General features: G+C 60.3%; 8 protein-coding genes. 5 read left to right on the forward strand and 3 right to left on the reverse strand.

What is annotated here, in order from left to right:
• The first annotated feature begins 167 nt into the window (after positions 1 to 167).
• A complete protein-coding gene (locus tag HK44_RS14680) occupies positions 168 to 2249 on the forward strand; it encodes a putative bifunctional diguanylate cyclase/phosphodiesterase (protein WP_019690755.1) in 2082 nt (693 codons plus the stop codon).
• Between the two features lie 121 nt (positions 2250 to 2370).
• Positions 2371 to 3117 (forward strand): SDR family oxidoreductase, encoded by a 747-nt coding sequence (locus HK44_RS14685; RefSeq protein WP_019690754.1) that lies wholly within the window; start codon positions 2371 to 2373, stop codon positions 3115 to 3117.
• Between the two features lie 122 nt (positions 3118 to 3239).
• Here HK44_RS14685 and mapR read toward each other — a convergent pair whose 3' ends face one another.
• The 3 genes from mapR to HK44_RS14700 form a co-directional block, all read right to left on the reverse strand.
• The gene (mapR, locus tag HK44_RS14690) at positions 3240 to 4649 is read right to left on the reverse strand and encodes a GntR family transcriptional regulator MpaR (protein WP_019690753.1); all 1410 of its coding nucleotides are present in this window, start codon (positions 4647 to 4649) and stop codon (positions 3240 to 3242) included.
• A gap of 238 nt (positions 4650 to 4887) precedes the next feature.
• The gene (gene ccoG / locus HK44_RS14695) at positions 4888 to 6300 is read right to left on the reverse strand and encodes a cytochrome c oxidase accessory protein CcoG (RefSeq protein WP_019690752.1); all 1413 of its coding nucleotides are present in this window, start codon (positions 6298 to 6300) and stop codon (positions 4888 to 4890) included.
• 195 nt (positions 6301 to 6495) lie between these two features.
• Positions 6496 to 6729, reverse strand: coding sequence for a DUF3203 family protein (locus HK44_RS14700; RefSeq protein WP_019690751.1), 234 nt, complete (start codon positions 6727 to 6729; stop codon positions 6496 to 6498).
• A 208-nt stretch (positions 6730 to 6937) separates the two neighbouring features.
• On the opposite strand from HK44_RS14700, the gene HK44_RS14705 reads away from it, so the two are divergent.
• The 3 genes from HK44_RS14705 (at position 6938) to glgB (ending at position 14685) form a co-directional block, all read left to right on the forward strand.
• Positions 6938 to 8935 (forward strand): alpha-1,4-glucan--maltose-1-phosphate maltosyltransferase, encoded by a 1998-nt coding sequence (locus HK44_RS14705; RefSeq protein ID WP_019690750.1) that lies wholly within the window; start codon positions 6938 to 6940, stop codon positions 8933 to 8935.
• A 177-nt stretch (positions 8936 to 9112) separates the two neighbouring features.
• A complete protein-coding gene (treS, locus tag HK44_RS14710; RefSeq protein ID WP_019690749.1) occupies positions 9113 to 12454 on the forward strand; it encodes a maltose alpha-D-glucosyltransferase in 3342 nt (1113 codons plus the stop codon).
• Positions 12454 to 14685: a 1,4-alpha-glucan branching protein GlgB gene (glgB, locus tag HK44_RS14715; RefSeq protein WP_024264953.1), complete on the forward strand. Its 2232-nt coding sequence runs from the start codon at positions 12454 to 12456 to the stop codon at positions 14683 to 14685. Before treS ends, glgB begins: the two co-directional genes overlap by 1 nt.
• Positions 14686 to 14740 lie beyond the last annotated feature (55 nt).

A 14740-nucleotide genomic window follows, 5' to 3' on the forward strand; every position in this document is an offset into this window, starting at 1 on the left:
AGCCTTACTCATTGTAAGGGTATGTTCTGCCTTGTTTCAGACTGTCCGCCGCGCTAATGGCCTATTGGTTAGTTTGTGAGTGCGTTCGTTGATGGAATCAGTACAATCGCGCACTTTGCCCCCACGAGCATGGATGCAGTCCAGCGGGGCGGCCACGAGAAGTTCTGATGCTCATCGGTAGCTATTCCCCCGCCCTGGTTCTGATCTCCCTTTGCGTGGCGATTCTTGCCTCCTATACCGCCCTGGACCTGACCGGTCGCATCGCAACCGCCAAAGGCCGGGCAGTTCACTGTTGGACGGCGGGTGGCGCGTTGGCCATGGGCATTGGCGTCTGGTCGATGCACTTCATTGGCATGCTGGCGTTCAGGTTGCCGCTCAGCCTCGGGTACGATATCGGCATCACCGCGTTGTCGCTGGTGATCGCCATTCTGTCCTGCGGGTTTGCGTTGTGGCTGGTCAGCCAGCCGCGCTTGCCGGGCTGGCAACTGGCGTTTGGTGCATTGATCATGGGTGCGGGCATCAGCGGCATGCACTACACCGGCATGGCCGCCATGCGCATGCAGCCGGGTATCGATTACGATCCGACATTGTTTGGTGCCTCGCTGGCGATCGCGGTCGGCGCTTCGGCTGCGGCATTATGGATTGCCTTTCGTTTGCGCCAGAACACCCCGTATGTACGCCTCGTTCGAGGCGGTGCCGCGGTGATCATGGGCATCGCGATTGTCGGCATGCACTACACGGGGATGGCGGCAGCGCGATTTGCCGATGGCAGCTATTGTGGCGCGACAGTCGACGGTTTGAGTGGCAAGGGCCTGGACAACCTGGTGCTGGTTACCACTCTGGCAGTGTTGAGCGTCGCGCTGCTGACGTCGATCCTCGATGCACGCCTGGAAGCACGCACCGCCGAGTTGGCCAACTCCCTGACCCTGGCCAATCGTGAACTCACCCAACTGGCGTTGCACGACCCCCTGACCGGGTTGCCGAACCGTGTGCTGCTGGCCGATCGTATCGATCAAGCCATGAATGTGGTGCAGGAGCAGGGCGGTTGTTTCGCGTTGATGTTCATCGATCTTGACGGTTTCAAACCGGTCAACGATGCCTTTGGTCACCATATAGGCGACCAGTTGCTGCGCGAAGTCGGCGTACGTTTGCGCGAGGACTTGCGTAGCCAGGACACGCTGGCGCGGATTGGCGGTGACGAATTCGTGTTACTGGTGCAACTCGCCGAACCTGACGATGCCTTGCGCCTGGCGGCGCGTCAGGTGGGGTTGATCGCGCGCGCGTTCCGGGTGGCCGAGCACGATTTGCAGATCTCTGCCAGCGTTGGCATTGCCGTATACCCTGGCAACGGACAAACCCCGCAAGAACTGCTGATGAACGCCGACGCGGCGATGTATCACGCCAAGGGCGCGGGCAAGAACGGCTACAGCTTCTTCGATGCCTCGATGAACACCAACGCCCGCAAACAACTGCAAATGCTTCAGGATTTGCGTAATGCGCTCGAGCACCAGCAATTCAGCCTGCACTACCAACCCAAGTTTGACGCCAGCAATGGTCTGCCTGTCGGTGCGGAAGCCTTGCTGCGATGGGAGCACCCGACCCAGGGCATGCTGCTGCCGGACAAATTCATCGAACTGGCGGAGAAAACCGGGTTGATCATCCCGATCGGCGACTGGGTGCTCAACGAAGCGTGCCGGCAAATGAGCCTCTGGCATGTCCAGGGGTACACGCACTGGCGCATTGCGGTGAATCTCTCGGCGTTGCAGTTCTGTCATGTCGGGCTGGTTCAAAGCGTCGGCAAAGCCCTGGCCACTCACCGTTTGCCCGCCAATAGCCTGACCCTGGAAATTACCGAAACCACCGCCATGAGCGATGCTGATGCGAGCATGACGGTGCTTGCGCAGCTCTCGGAAATGGGCATCGACCTGTCCATCGACGACTTTGGTACAGGTTATTCGAGCTTGATGTACCTCAAGCGCCTGCCGGCCAATGAGCTGAAGATCGACCGTGGTTTTGTCCGTGATCTTGAGCGCGACAGCGATGACGCGGCGATCGTCTCGGCCATCGTCGCCCTTGGGCAGGCGCTGGGTTTGCGCATCGTCGCCGAAGGCGTGGAAACCGATGTGCAACAGGACTTCCTGACCCAGTTGGGCTGTGATTCGTTGCAAGGCTACCTGCTGGGCCACCCGTTACCTGCTGACAGGTTCATGGTCGACATCCGCCGGGCCGAGCAGTTGGTGACGGGCTGAACGCAGCCTTCGGCAGCTGCTACAGGTTGAGCGCAGGCCCAGGGTATTGATGCCATGCAAAACCCGGCGCCGGCAGGTATTCTTGCGGCGCAAGGCTTCGGGTCTGAATGGGGGAATCAGCATGGACAAAGTCATCGTTATCACCGGCGGCAGTCGCGGTATCGGCGCCGCTACGGCGCTCCTGGCGGCTGAGCAGGGCTATCGAATCTGCATCAACTACCAGGCCGATGAGCAAGCTGCGCAACAGGTCCTCGAGCAAGTCCGCGCGCTCGGTGCCCAGGCGATTGCGGTCCGTGCTGATGTCAGCATCGAAGACGAAGTGATCAGCCTGTTCCACCGCGTCGACAGCGAGCTGGGTCGAGTCACTGCGCTGGTGAACAACGCCGGCACCGTCGGGCAAAAGTCGCGGGTCGATGAAATGTCCGAATTCCGCATTCTGAAAATCCTCAAAACCAACGTCCTGGCGCCAATCCTGTGCGCCAAGCACGCGCTGCTGCGCATGTCACCCAAACATGGCGGGCAGGGCGGCAGCATCGTCAACGTATCCTCGGTCGCCTCGCGCCTCGGCTCGCCGGGCGAATACGTCGACTACGCAGCTTCCAAGGGCGCGCTGGATACGTTCACCATCGGCCTGTCCAAGGAAGTCGCCGGCGAAGGCATCCGCGTCAACGCCGTACGCCCCGGCTACATCTACACCGACTTCCATGCCCTGAGCGGCGATCCGGATCGGGTCAGCAAGCTTGAATCGGGCATTCCCATGGCCCGCGGCGGCCGCCCGGATGAAGTGGCCGAGGCGATTATCTGGTTGCTGTCGGATAAGGCTTCTTATGCGACCGGGACCTTTGTTGACTTGGGGGGCGGGCGTTAAACCTCAGGTTTTGCGTTGTCAGTGCCACCCTCATCGCGAGCAGGCTCGCTCCCACAGGGGAATGCGTTTCACCTGTGGGAGCGAGCCTGCTCGCGATAGCAACGGTCGGGGCGACTCAAGTCTCAAAACGACCGCACAATCCTGCCCAACGTTTCCATGGCCTTTTCGGCATCCTCGGTCCACGGGCTGCCATAATTCAAACGGATACAATTTCGAAAGCGCTGGGTCGGTGAAAAGATCGGCCCCGGCGCAATGCTGATGCCTTGGGCCAATGCCATCTGGAACAATTTCAAAGAGTCCATCTGCGCCGGCAGCTCCAGCCACAGGAAGTAGCCGCCGGCCGGTTGGCTGACGCGGGTCTGGGCCGGGAAGTAGCGGGCGATGGCCGCGAGCATGGCGCTTTGCTGTTCTTCGAGGGCGTAGCGCAGTTTGCGCAGGTGACGGTCGTAGCCGCCGTGTTGCAGGTAATCGGCGATCGCCGCCTGGGCCGGCATCGAGGCGCAGAGCGAGGTCATCAGCTTCAGGCGTTCGATTTTCTGCGCGTAGCGCCCGGCGGCAACCCAACCGATGCGGTAACCGGGCGCGAGGCTCTTGGCGAAGGAACCGCAGTGCATCACCAGCCCTTCGGTGTCGAAGGCTTTGGCCGGTTTCGGCGCTTGCTGGCCGTAATAGAGCTCGGCGTAGACATCGTCCTCGATCAGCGGCACCTGATGGCTGCGCAACAACTCGACCAGCTCCTGTTTCTTGGTCTCGGGCATGGTTGCGCCCATGGGATTCTGAAAACTGGTCATGCACCAGCAGGCTTTGATCGGATGGCGTTCAAGGGTTTGCGCCAGCACGCCGAGGTCGATGCCGTCGCGCGGGTGCACGGGGATTTCCACGGCTTTGAGTTTGAGTCGCTCAAGCACCTGCAGGCTGGCATAGAACGCCGGGGCTTCAATGGCCACCAGGTCGCCGGGTTCGGTGACCGCTTGCAGGCACAGGTTCAGTGCTTCCAGTGCGCCGTTGGTGATCAACAGTTCTTCCATGGGCAGCATCAGGCCGGCGACCATGTAGCGCAGGGCGATTTGCCGACGCAATTGCGGATTGCCCGGCGACATGTCGGTCACCACCATGCGCGGGTCCATGTCCCTGGCGGCGCTGGCCAGCGAGCGTGACAGGCGTTGCAGTGGAAACAGCGTCGGGCTCGGGAAGGCCGAGCCGAAGGGCACGGTGTTGGGGTCCTTGATCGAATCGAGCACCGAGAACACCAGCTCACTGACGTCGACTTCGGTGGATTCGTTGACCTGGCTGCTGATCACCGGCTCCGAGAACGGGCTCGGCGCGTGGGTGTTGACGAAGTAGCCGGAGCGCGGCCGGGCGCGGATCAGCCCGCGACGCTCCAGCAGGTAATAAGCCTGGAACACCGTGGACGGGCTGACCCCATAAGTCTGGCTGGCGTAACGCACCGAGGGTACGCGCTGGCCAGGGCCGAGCACCCCGGAGCGAATCAGTTCAGCAATGTCGTCAGCGAATTTTTCGTAGCGTTTCATCTAGGACCCGGATTTGACGGAAAACAGGCGACACATACTTCTGTGGCGAGTGGCGCTCTTTGTGGCGAGGGGGCTTGCCCCCGTTGGGCCGCGCAGCAGCCCCTTAATTTGTTCATACAGATGGATATGACATGCAAGTGTTACGACTGCTTCGCAGTCGAACGGGGTGGTGCGGCGTTCCGACAAGCCCCCTCGCCACAATGACTGTGCTCAACCTGATGGCACAGAGTTTAAAGGCTCAACGATTCAACGGTGCAACAAAACGGCTTTGCGCCACGCTGTTGACCGAAGGTTCATCGCTGTCAGTGATCTTGAAGCTGATCGTCTGCGAGCTGCTGCTGGGTTTGTCGGTGGTCATGGCCACTGAAACAGGCACATCAACAATTTCTCCCGGCGCCAGGCTCAACTCGGTCTTGCCCTGCAACTGGAAGCCGTCGCCGTCCACCAGGGACAAACGATAGTCCTGCCGCTGCTGGGTCTTGTTAATGATTTTGAGGCTGTAGATGTTTTCAATCTGGCCCTGGCTGTTTTCGCGAAACAGGCCACGGTCCTTGCTGACGTCCAGCGACACCATCGACCGCTCCATCAGCGCTAGCGCCAGTGCACCGATCATTACCACCAGCACCGCCGTGTAGCCGATCAACCGCGGCCGCAGCAAGTGTGTCTTGCCACCTTGCAACTCATGCTCGGAGGTATAGCTGATCAGGCCACGGGCATAGCCCATTTTGTCCATGATCGAATCGCAGGCGTCGATACAGGCTGCGCAACCAATGCACTCCATCTGCAAGCCGTCGCGAATGTCGATGCCGGTCGGGCAGACCTGCACGCACAGGTGACAGTCGATGCAATCGCCCAGACCCACGTCGGCAGGCTTCACCTCGCGTTTGCGCGGGCCACGGCTTTCGCCACGGGCGACGTCGTAGGAAATGGTCAACGTGTCTTTGTCGAACATCACGCTCTGGAACCGTGCATACGGACACATGTGCATGCACACCGCTTCGCGCAGCCAACCGGCGTTGATGTAGGTCGCGCCGGTGAAGAACAGCACCCAGAACAGACTGACGCCGCCCATTTGCAGGGTCAGCAACTCATTGGCCAGTGGACGAATCGGCGTGAAGTAACCGACAAACGTCAGCCCCGTCAGCACACTGATGGCCAGCCACATCGTGTGTTTGGCCGAGCGACGCAGCAGTTTGTTCAGGTCCCAGGGGGCGGCTTGCAGCTTGATCCGCTGATTGCGCTCGCCCTCGGTGACCTTTTCGCACCACATGAACAGCCAGGTGAAGGAACTCTGCGGGCAGGTGTAGCCACACCACACTCGCCCGGCGAACACGGTGATCGCGAACAGGCCGAAGGCGCAGATGATCAGCAGCGCCGAGAGCAGGATGAAGTCCTGCGGCCAGAAGGTCGCGCCGAAGATGTGGAATTTGCTTTCCGACAAGTCCCAGAGCACCGCCTGCCGGCCGCCCCAGTTCAGCCACACAGTGCCGAAAAACGCCAGGAACAGAAATCCCGCACCGCTCAGGCGCAAGGTGCGGAACAAACCGGTGAAGCTGCGGGTGTGAATCTGGTTGTCGCTGGATTTAGCCTTCATCTTTGGACGCGAAGGCTCGAATGTCTCTACTAATCGGACGGGGATTCTATCGCTCATGGTCTTTCGCTCATCAGCCTCCATCAGGCAGATGAACTATGACCACCGAACTGTTTGCATAACAGACTCAGGTATTGGATTAAAAAGCGGATCAGATGAGTCCTTGAACCGCCCCTGCGACAACTTGATGCACCCCGGCAGGCGCGGCGACAGCACCTGTCACAGGCGTCTGCGGCGGTCTCTGATCTGCGTCAGTCAAATCACCGAATCACTGCAGGTGACCATCAGGTGCCGGCGACCATCGGTGGCGCCTGCTACGGTTAATGCGTCGGCTTCTGCTTCGGTGATGTAGAAGCGCTGGCCATCGAGGTCCACCGCCGACATGGCTTTTTCCGCGTCGGTGATGATGGTGACATCGGCAGCAAGGCGAATCTCTTCGCCGTTCTCGGTAATGAAGAAGCAGACCTGGTTTTCGATTCGCACGGTCATGAGGGTCACCCTTTTCTGCGGGATCTAAAAGGTTAGGGCACAGGTCTTGCTCATCGTTCTGTGTAACCGATTAGTGGTCATGGAGCGTGGCTAAAGTGAAAGGATCTGAACTTTTGGCAGCGCCCGGCGCTCGGAACCTAAGTAGCGTCATGCAAGCAGCACACGATCAAGCACAAGAGCGTCCATGGGGCGTAAGGGGCGAGGCTCGATGACGACTGAAAAACCGACGGAGCTGCAGTACAACCCGCAACTGCCACTGTCGCAGGCTTTGCTGCTGCCGCGGATTATTATCGAAAACACCATGCCTGTGATCGATGGCGGCCAGTTCGCGGCCAAGGCTATCGAACGGCAGGCTGTAAAGGTGACGAGTAAGGTTTTTGCTGACGGTCACGACGTGCTTGCGGTGCGTGTGCGTTGGCGTGCCGAGGCCGACTCGATCTGGCAGAGCGAAGTCATGACCGATCTCGGTAATAACACCTGGCAGGGGCAGTTCAGCGTCGCAACGCCGGGTAGGTATCGGTTTTGTATCGAGGCCTGGATCGATCAGTTCGCCAGTTTCTGTCATGAACTGGAAAAGAAACACACAGCGGGTGTGCCGGTCAGCCTGGAGCTGCAAGAAGGGCGCATCCAGGTGCTGCAGGCGGCGGAGCGCAGTGACGGTCCGTTGAGCAACAAGCTTACGGCGCTGCACCATGAGCTGGCCGGGCTGCTTGAAACCGAGCAAGTCGCGCTGTTTCTGCACCCGCGCAGTGCCCGGTTGATGGCCGAGTCCGATCTGCGTCCCTATCTCAGCTTGAGTCCGGAGTACCCGCTGGACGTCGAGCGCGAACGGGCGCAGTTCGCCAGTTGGTATGAGTTGTTTCCGCGCTCGATCACCGATGATCCGGCGCGCCACGGTACATTCGACGATGTGCACTCACGTCTGGCGATGATCCAGGACATGGGCTTTGACGTGCTGTACTTCCCGCCGATCCACCCGATTGGCCGCAGCTATCGCAAAGGCCCCAACAACGCTCTAACCGCGGGCCCCGATGACCACGGTAGCCCGTATGCCATCGGCGGTATCGAGGGGGGGCACGAGGCGATTCACCCGCAGTTGGGCAGTCGCGAGGATTTCCGTCGTCTGGTCAAGGCCGCCGCCGCACACGGGCTGGAGATCGCGCTGGATTTCGCGATTCAATGCTCTCAGGACCATCCGTGGCTGAAGCAGCATCCGGGCTGGTTCAACTGGCGACCGGACGGCACCATCAAATACGCCGAGAACCCGCCGAAGAAATACCAGGACATCGTCAACGTCGACTTCTACGCCAGCGAGGCGATTCCCAGCCTGTGGCTGGAGCTGCGGGACATCGTGGTCGGCTGGGTCGAGGAGGGCGTGAAGATCTTTCGGGTCGACAATCCACACACCAAACCCTTGCCGTTCTGGCAGTGGCTGATCGGTGATGTACGGGCGTTGTATCCCGAGGTGATCTTCCTGGCCGAGGCCTTTACCACCCCGGCGATGATGGCGCGCCTGGGCAAGGTCGGTTACTCCCAGAGCTACACCTACTTCACCTGGCGTAACACCAAACACGAATTGGCGACGTACCTCACCGAGTTGAACCAGTCGCCCTGGCGCGAGTGCTTTCGGCCCAACTTTTTCGTCAATACACCCGACATCAATCCGGGCTTTCTCCACGAGTCGGGCCGCGCTGGCTTTCTGATCCGGGCAGCGCTGGCGACCATGGGCTCGGGCCTGTGGGGCACGTATTCGGGGTTTGAACTGTGCGAGTCGGCCCCGGTGCCGGGCAAGGAGGAATACCTTGACTCCGAGAAGTATGAAATCCGTGTCCGGGACTTCACCGCACCGGGCAACATCATCGCCGAGATCGCCCAGCTCAACCGCATTCGTCGGCAAAACCCGGCCTTGCACAGCCATTTGGGTCTGCAGGTCTACAACGTGTGGAACGACAACATTCTGTATTTCGGTAAACGCACGGCCGATGGCAGTAATTTTATTCTGGTGGCGGTCAGCCTCGACCCGTTCAACGCCCAGGAGGCGCACTTCGAATTGCCGCTGTGGGAGATGGGCTTGCCCGACGACGCGGTGACCCAGGGTGAAGACCTGATGAACGGCCACCGCTGGGACTGGCACGGCAAGACCCAATGGATGCGCATTGAGCCGTGGAACCAGCCGTTCGGGATTTGGCGGATATCGAAAGGCTGAAACCGGATCAGCTTTTGTGGCGAGGGAGCTTGCTCCCGCCGGCCGGTCCGCGCTCGGGCGAAGCAGTCGCCGATCTGCAGCGCGTGGGGTCGCTGCGCAACCCGACGGGAGCAAGCTCCCTCGCCACAAAGGCACGCCAGGCCCACTGCGGTTAACCTATTTCAGCAGGAGTTTCCAATGGCGAAGAAACCCAGGTCAGCCACCTTCAGTAACGACCCGCTCTGGTACAAGGATGCGGTGATTTATCAGGTTCACGTAAAGTCTTATTTCGACTCCAACAACGACGGCATCGGCGACTTTCCCGGTTTGATCGCCAAACTGGATTACATCGCCGATCTGGGCGTCAACACCCTCTGGTTGCTGCCGTTTTACCCCTCGCCACGCCGCGACGATGGCTACGACATTGCCGAATACCGTGGCGTACACCGCGATTACGGGACCCTCGCCGATGTCAGGCGCTTTATTGCCGAGGCCCACCAACGCGGATTGCGGGTGATCACCGAGCTGGTCATCAACCACACCTCCGATCAACATCCCTGGTTTCAACGGGCGCGCAAGGCCAAGCCAGGCTCAAAGGCGCGGGACTTTTATGTCTGGTCCGATGACGATCAAAAGTACGACGGCACGCGGATCATTTTTCTCGACACCGAGAAGTCCAACTGGACCTGGGACCCGGTGGCCGGCCAGTACTTCTGGCACCGTTTCTATTCGCACCAGCCGGACCTGAACTTCGGCAACCCGCAGGTCATGAAAGCCGTGCTCTCGGTGATGCGCTATTGGCTGGACCTGGGTATCGACGGCCTGCGTCTGGATGCGATTCCCTATTTGATCGAGCGTGACGGCACCAACAACGAGAACCTGCCTGAGACCCATGCGGTGCTCAAGCAGATTCGCGCCGAGATCGACGCCCATTACCCGGACCGTATGCTGCTGGCCGAGGCCAACCAGTGGCCGGAAGACACTCAGATGTATTTCGGTGAGGTTCATGGCGATGACGGCGACGAATGCCACATGGCCTTTCACTTCCCGCTGATGCCGCGCATGTACATGGCGCTGGCCCAGGAAGACCGCTTTCCGATCACCGATATCTTGCGCCAGACACCGGAGATTCCGGCTAACTGCCAATGGGCGATTTTTCTGCGCAACCATGATGAGCTGACCCTGGAGATGGTCACCGACAAGGAGCGCGATTACCTGTGGAACTACTACGCGGCCGACCGTCGTGCGCGGATCAATCTTGGCATTCGCCGGCGTCTGGCACCGCTGATGGAGCGCGACCGGCGCCGCGTCGAGTTGCTCAACAGCCTGCTGCTGTCGATGCCCGGGACGCCGACGCTGTACTACGGCGACGAAATCGGCATGGGCGACAATATCTATCTCGGCGACCGCGATGGCGTGCGCACGCCGATGCAGTGGTCGATCGACCGTAATGGCGGGTTCTCCCGCGCCGATCCGGCAAGTCTGGTGCTGCCGCCGATCATGGACCCGCTCTACGGCTACCTGTCGGTGAATGTCGAAACCCAGGCTGTCGACCCGCATTCATTGCTGAACTGGACCCGGCGCATGCTGGCGATCCGCAAGCAGTCCAAGGCCTTTGGTCGGGGCAGCTTGAAAATGCTCTCGCCGAGCAACCGACGGATTCTTGCGTATACCCGTGAGTACACCGGTGATGACGGTAAACACGAAATCATCCTTTGCGTGGCCAACGTCTCGCGCAGTGCCCAGGCGGCCGAGCTGGACCTTTCGGCGTTCGCTGGCATGGTCCCGGTGGAAATGCTCGGCGGTAATGCGTTCCCGCCGATTGGCCAGCTCAACTTTCTGCTGACCCTGGCGCCGTACGGCTTTTACTGGTTTGTACTGGCGGCGGAAAACCAGATGCCGAGCTGGCACGTCGAACCCGCGCAAAGCTTGCCGGACTTCACCACCCTGGTCCTAAAAAAGCGCATGGAAGAGCTGCTCGAGGCGCCATCGCGCACCATTCTGGAGCAAAGTGTGTTGCCGAGCTGGTTGCACAATCGACGTTGGTTCGCCGGCAAGGACTCCAGTATCGAAACGGTGCACATCGCTTACGGTGTGCGTTTTGGCGATCCGCTGCATCCGGTGCTGTTCAGCGAAATCGAGGTGGTCAGCGACGGTCAGACCAGTCGCTACCAACTGCCGTTCGGGTTTCTGGCCGAAGACCCGGTGGGCGCCGCATTGCCGCAGCAACTGGCGTTGGCACGAGTGCGGCGCGGGCGGCAGGTGGGGTTGGTGACGGACGCGTTCAGCCTCGACAGTTTCATTCGTGCGGTGATCCAGGCGATGCAGGCGCACACGGTGCTGGACGCCAGTGACGGCGAAATTCGTTTCGAACCGACCGCCGGGCTGGTGAACCTCAATCTGGAGGCTGACTGCGACGTGCGCTATTTGTCGGCCGAGCAATCCAACAGCTCCGCGGTGATTGGCGGCAGCGTCGTACTCAAGCTGATCCGCAAGCTCGCCAGCGGCGTCCACCCGGAACTGGAGATGGGCGCTTACCTGACCGCCGCCGGGTTCAAGCATATTTCCCCGCTGGTCGGCTCGGTGATTCGCCGTGATCGGCAAGGCGAAGATACTCTGTTGATGATCGCCCAAGGGTATCTGAGCAATCAGGGCGATGCCTGGGAATGGACCCAGAACAACCTTGAACGGGCAATTCGCGATGAGTTGGCCGAGGCCATGTCCGAGCAGGAACAACACTACAACGCGCTTGGTGAATTGAAAGATTTCGCTGGCATGCTCGGTCAACGCCTTGGGGAAATGCACCAGCTATTGGCGGTACCCGGTGACAATCCGGCGTTTGGTTCGCGGCTCAGCACACACAAGGATCAACAGGCATTGGCGAAAGCGATTGCTGCACAGCTGGAGCACGCCTTGCAGTTGCTCAAACAGCATCAGCCCCGGCTGAGCCCGGAGGACCAGGTGTTGGTGGTGCGTTTGCTGGAGCAGAAAAAAGCCATCCTCAGGCATATTCAGGCGCTGGCGGAAAAAACGGTGGGCGGTTTGCAGATGCGTGTCCACGGTGATTTACACCTGGGCCAGGTGCTGGTGATCAAGGGCGATGCCTACCTGATCGATTTCGAGGGGGAACCGGCGCGACCGTTGCATGAGCGAAGGGGCAAACACAGTCCGTACAAGGATGTGAGCGGCGTGCTGCGTTCGTTCGATTATGCGGCGGCAATGGCCCTGGACGGACAAGGGGTTGATGGCACCGCGCAGACGCTGGCGGCACGTCAACGGGTGACGGAACGTTATTTGCGTGAGGCAACGGTAGCGTTTGTTCAGGCGTATCGGCAGGCAACAGCTAGTCTTGCTCATGCCTGGCAGGATCCTGCGGCCGAAGACGCCGCACTGGCGTTGTTCTGCCTGGAGAAGGCGGCCTATGAAGTGGGGTATGAAGCCGAAAATCGTCCCGCCTGGTTGCCCGTGCCATTGCACGGTTTATACGGGTTGTTGAGTGGGCTCAAACCCTTTTCCTATGTGAGTGGAGAGCAGTCATGATGGAGCCATCATTGAGGGAGCAGGGACAGGTGAAAGATGCGCTACTGCCGGCGGCGCGAGACATCGAGGCGCTGGTGCGTGCCGAGCATCAGGATCCCTTTGCGATACTCGGACCCCATGCAGATGGGGCCGGCGGTCAGTTTGTTCGCGCTTACCTGCCGGACGCCATGGGTGTGCAGGTGATTGCCCGCGACTCCGGCGAAGTGCTCGGCAGCTTGAACCCCACCGAAGTGCCGGGATTGTTCGTCGGGCATTTCAACCGGGCACAGGCTTACCTGTTGCGCACCCGTTGGGCTGGCGGCGAGCAAACCACAGAGGACCCTTACAGCTTCGGTCCGTTGTTGGGCGAGATGGATTTGTATTTGTTCGCCGAGGGCAATCACCGGGATCTCAGTGCGTGTCTGGGGGCGCAGCTGAAGAACGTCGAGGGTGTCGACGGCGTGCGTTTTGCCGTGTGGGCGCCGAATGCCCGACGGGTCTCGGTGGTCGGCGATTTCAACGTCTGGGATGGTCGTCGTCACCCGATGCGGTTGCGTCATCCGTCCGGAGTCTGGGAGCTGTTCATTCCACGCTTGCAGGCGGGGGAGGCGTACAAGTACGAAATTCTCGGTGCCCACGGAATTCTGCCGCTCAAGGCTGACCCGATGGCACTGGCGACACAACTACCGCCGGACACGGCCTCGAAAGTCGCCTCACCGTTGCGTATCGATTGGCAGGATCAGGACTGGATGCAGACGCGCGGCGAGCGCCACCGGCCGAGCGCGCCGCTGTCGATCTATGAGCTACATGCCGGGTCATGGCAGTGCGAAGTGGATGACGTCGGTGAAGTGGCGCGCCAATACCATTGGGGCGAGTTGGCCGAGCATCTGATCCCTTATGTGCAGAAACTCGGTTTCACCCATATCGAACTGATGCCGATCATGGAGCACCCGTTCGGCGGCTCCTGGGGTTATCAGCCATTATCGCAATTCGCCCCGAGCGCCCGTTACGGCTCGCCCAGTGACTTTGCCGCGTTCGTCAACGCCTGCCACCTGGCCGATATCGGGGTGATCCTCGATTGGGTGCCGGCGCATTTTCCCACCGATACCCATGGCCTGGCGCAGTTCGACGGCACCGCGCTGTACGAGTACGGCAACCCGCTGGAAGGTTTTCACCAGGACTGGGACACGCTGATTTACAACCTCGGACGCACCGAAGTGCATGGCTTCATGCTGGCGTCGGCATTGCACTGGCTCAAGCATTTTCATGTCGATGGGCTGCGGGTCGATGCGGTGGCCTCGATGCTGTATCGCGACTATTCACGCAAGGCCGGCGAGTGGGTACCCAATCGCCATGGCGGTCGGGAGAACCTCGAAGCCATCGATTTTGTCCGCCATCTCAACGATGTGATCGACCTCGAAGCGCCCGGTGCACTGGTGATTGCCGAGGAGTCCACGGCCTGGCCGGGCGTCAGCCAGGGCACGCAGCATGGCGGGTTAGGGTTCGACTACAAATGGAACATGGGCTGGATGCACGATTCGCTGCATTACATTCAGCAGGACCCGGTCTACCGCGCCCATCATCACAACGAACTGAGCTTTGGTCTGGTTTACGCCTGGTCCGAGCGCTTCATCCTGCCGATTTCCCACGACGAAGTGGTCCACGGCAAGCATTCGCTGATCGACAAGATGCCCGGCGATCGCTGGCAGAAGTTCGCCAACTTGCGCGCGTACCTGAGTTTCATGTGGGCTCATCCGGGTAAAAAACTGCTGTTCATGGGCTGCGAGTTCGGCCAGTGGCGCGAATGGAATCACGATCAGCAGCTGGATTGGTACTTGCTGCAATACCCGGAACACCGCGGCGTGCAAAAACTGGTGACTGACCTCAACCAGCTCTACCGCGAAGAGCCGGCACTGCACGATCAGGACGATGTGCCGCAGGGTTTCCAATGGCTGATCGGCGATGACGCGATGAACAGCGTCTATGCCTGGCTGCGCTGGAGCAAGGAAGGGCGGCCGGTATTGGTAGTGGCGAACTTCACGCCGGTGCCGCGTGCCGCCTATCGGGTTGGGGTGCCAGTCGCAGGGCGCTGGGAAGAAGTGTTCAACAGCGATGCGGGCATCTATGCCGGCTCCAACTATGGCAACGGCGGCGGTGTGATGACCGAAGAGGAGGGCAGCCACGGCCAGCCCTTGTCGCTGGTACTGAATCTGCCGCCGTTGGCGGTGTTGATGTTACGGCCGCAGGGTTGATGTTGAACTGAAGCACGGAGCTGCATTGATTGCGGCTCCTGCGGGGATTGAGATC

Source organism: Pseudomonas fluorescens HK44 (assembly GCF_000217955.3).
Classification (GTDB): domain Bacteria; phylum Pseudomonadota; class Gammaproteobacteria; order Pseudomonadales; family Pseudomonadaceae; genus Aquipseudomonas; species Aquipseudomonas fluorescens_AQ.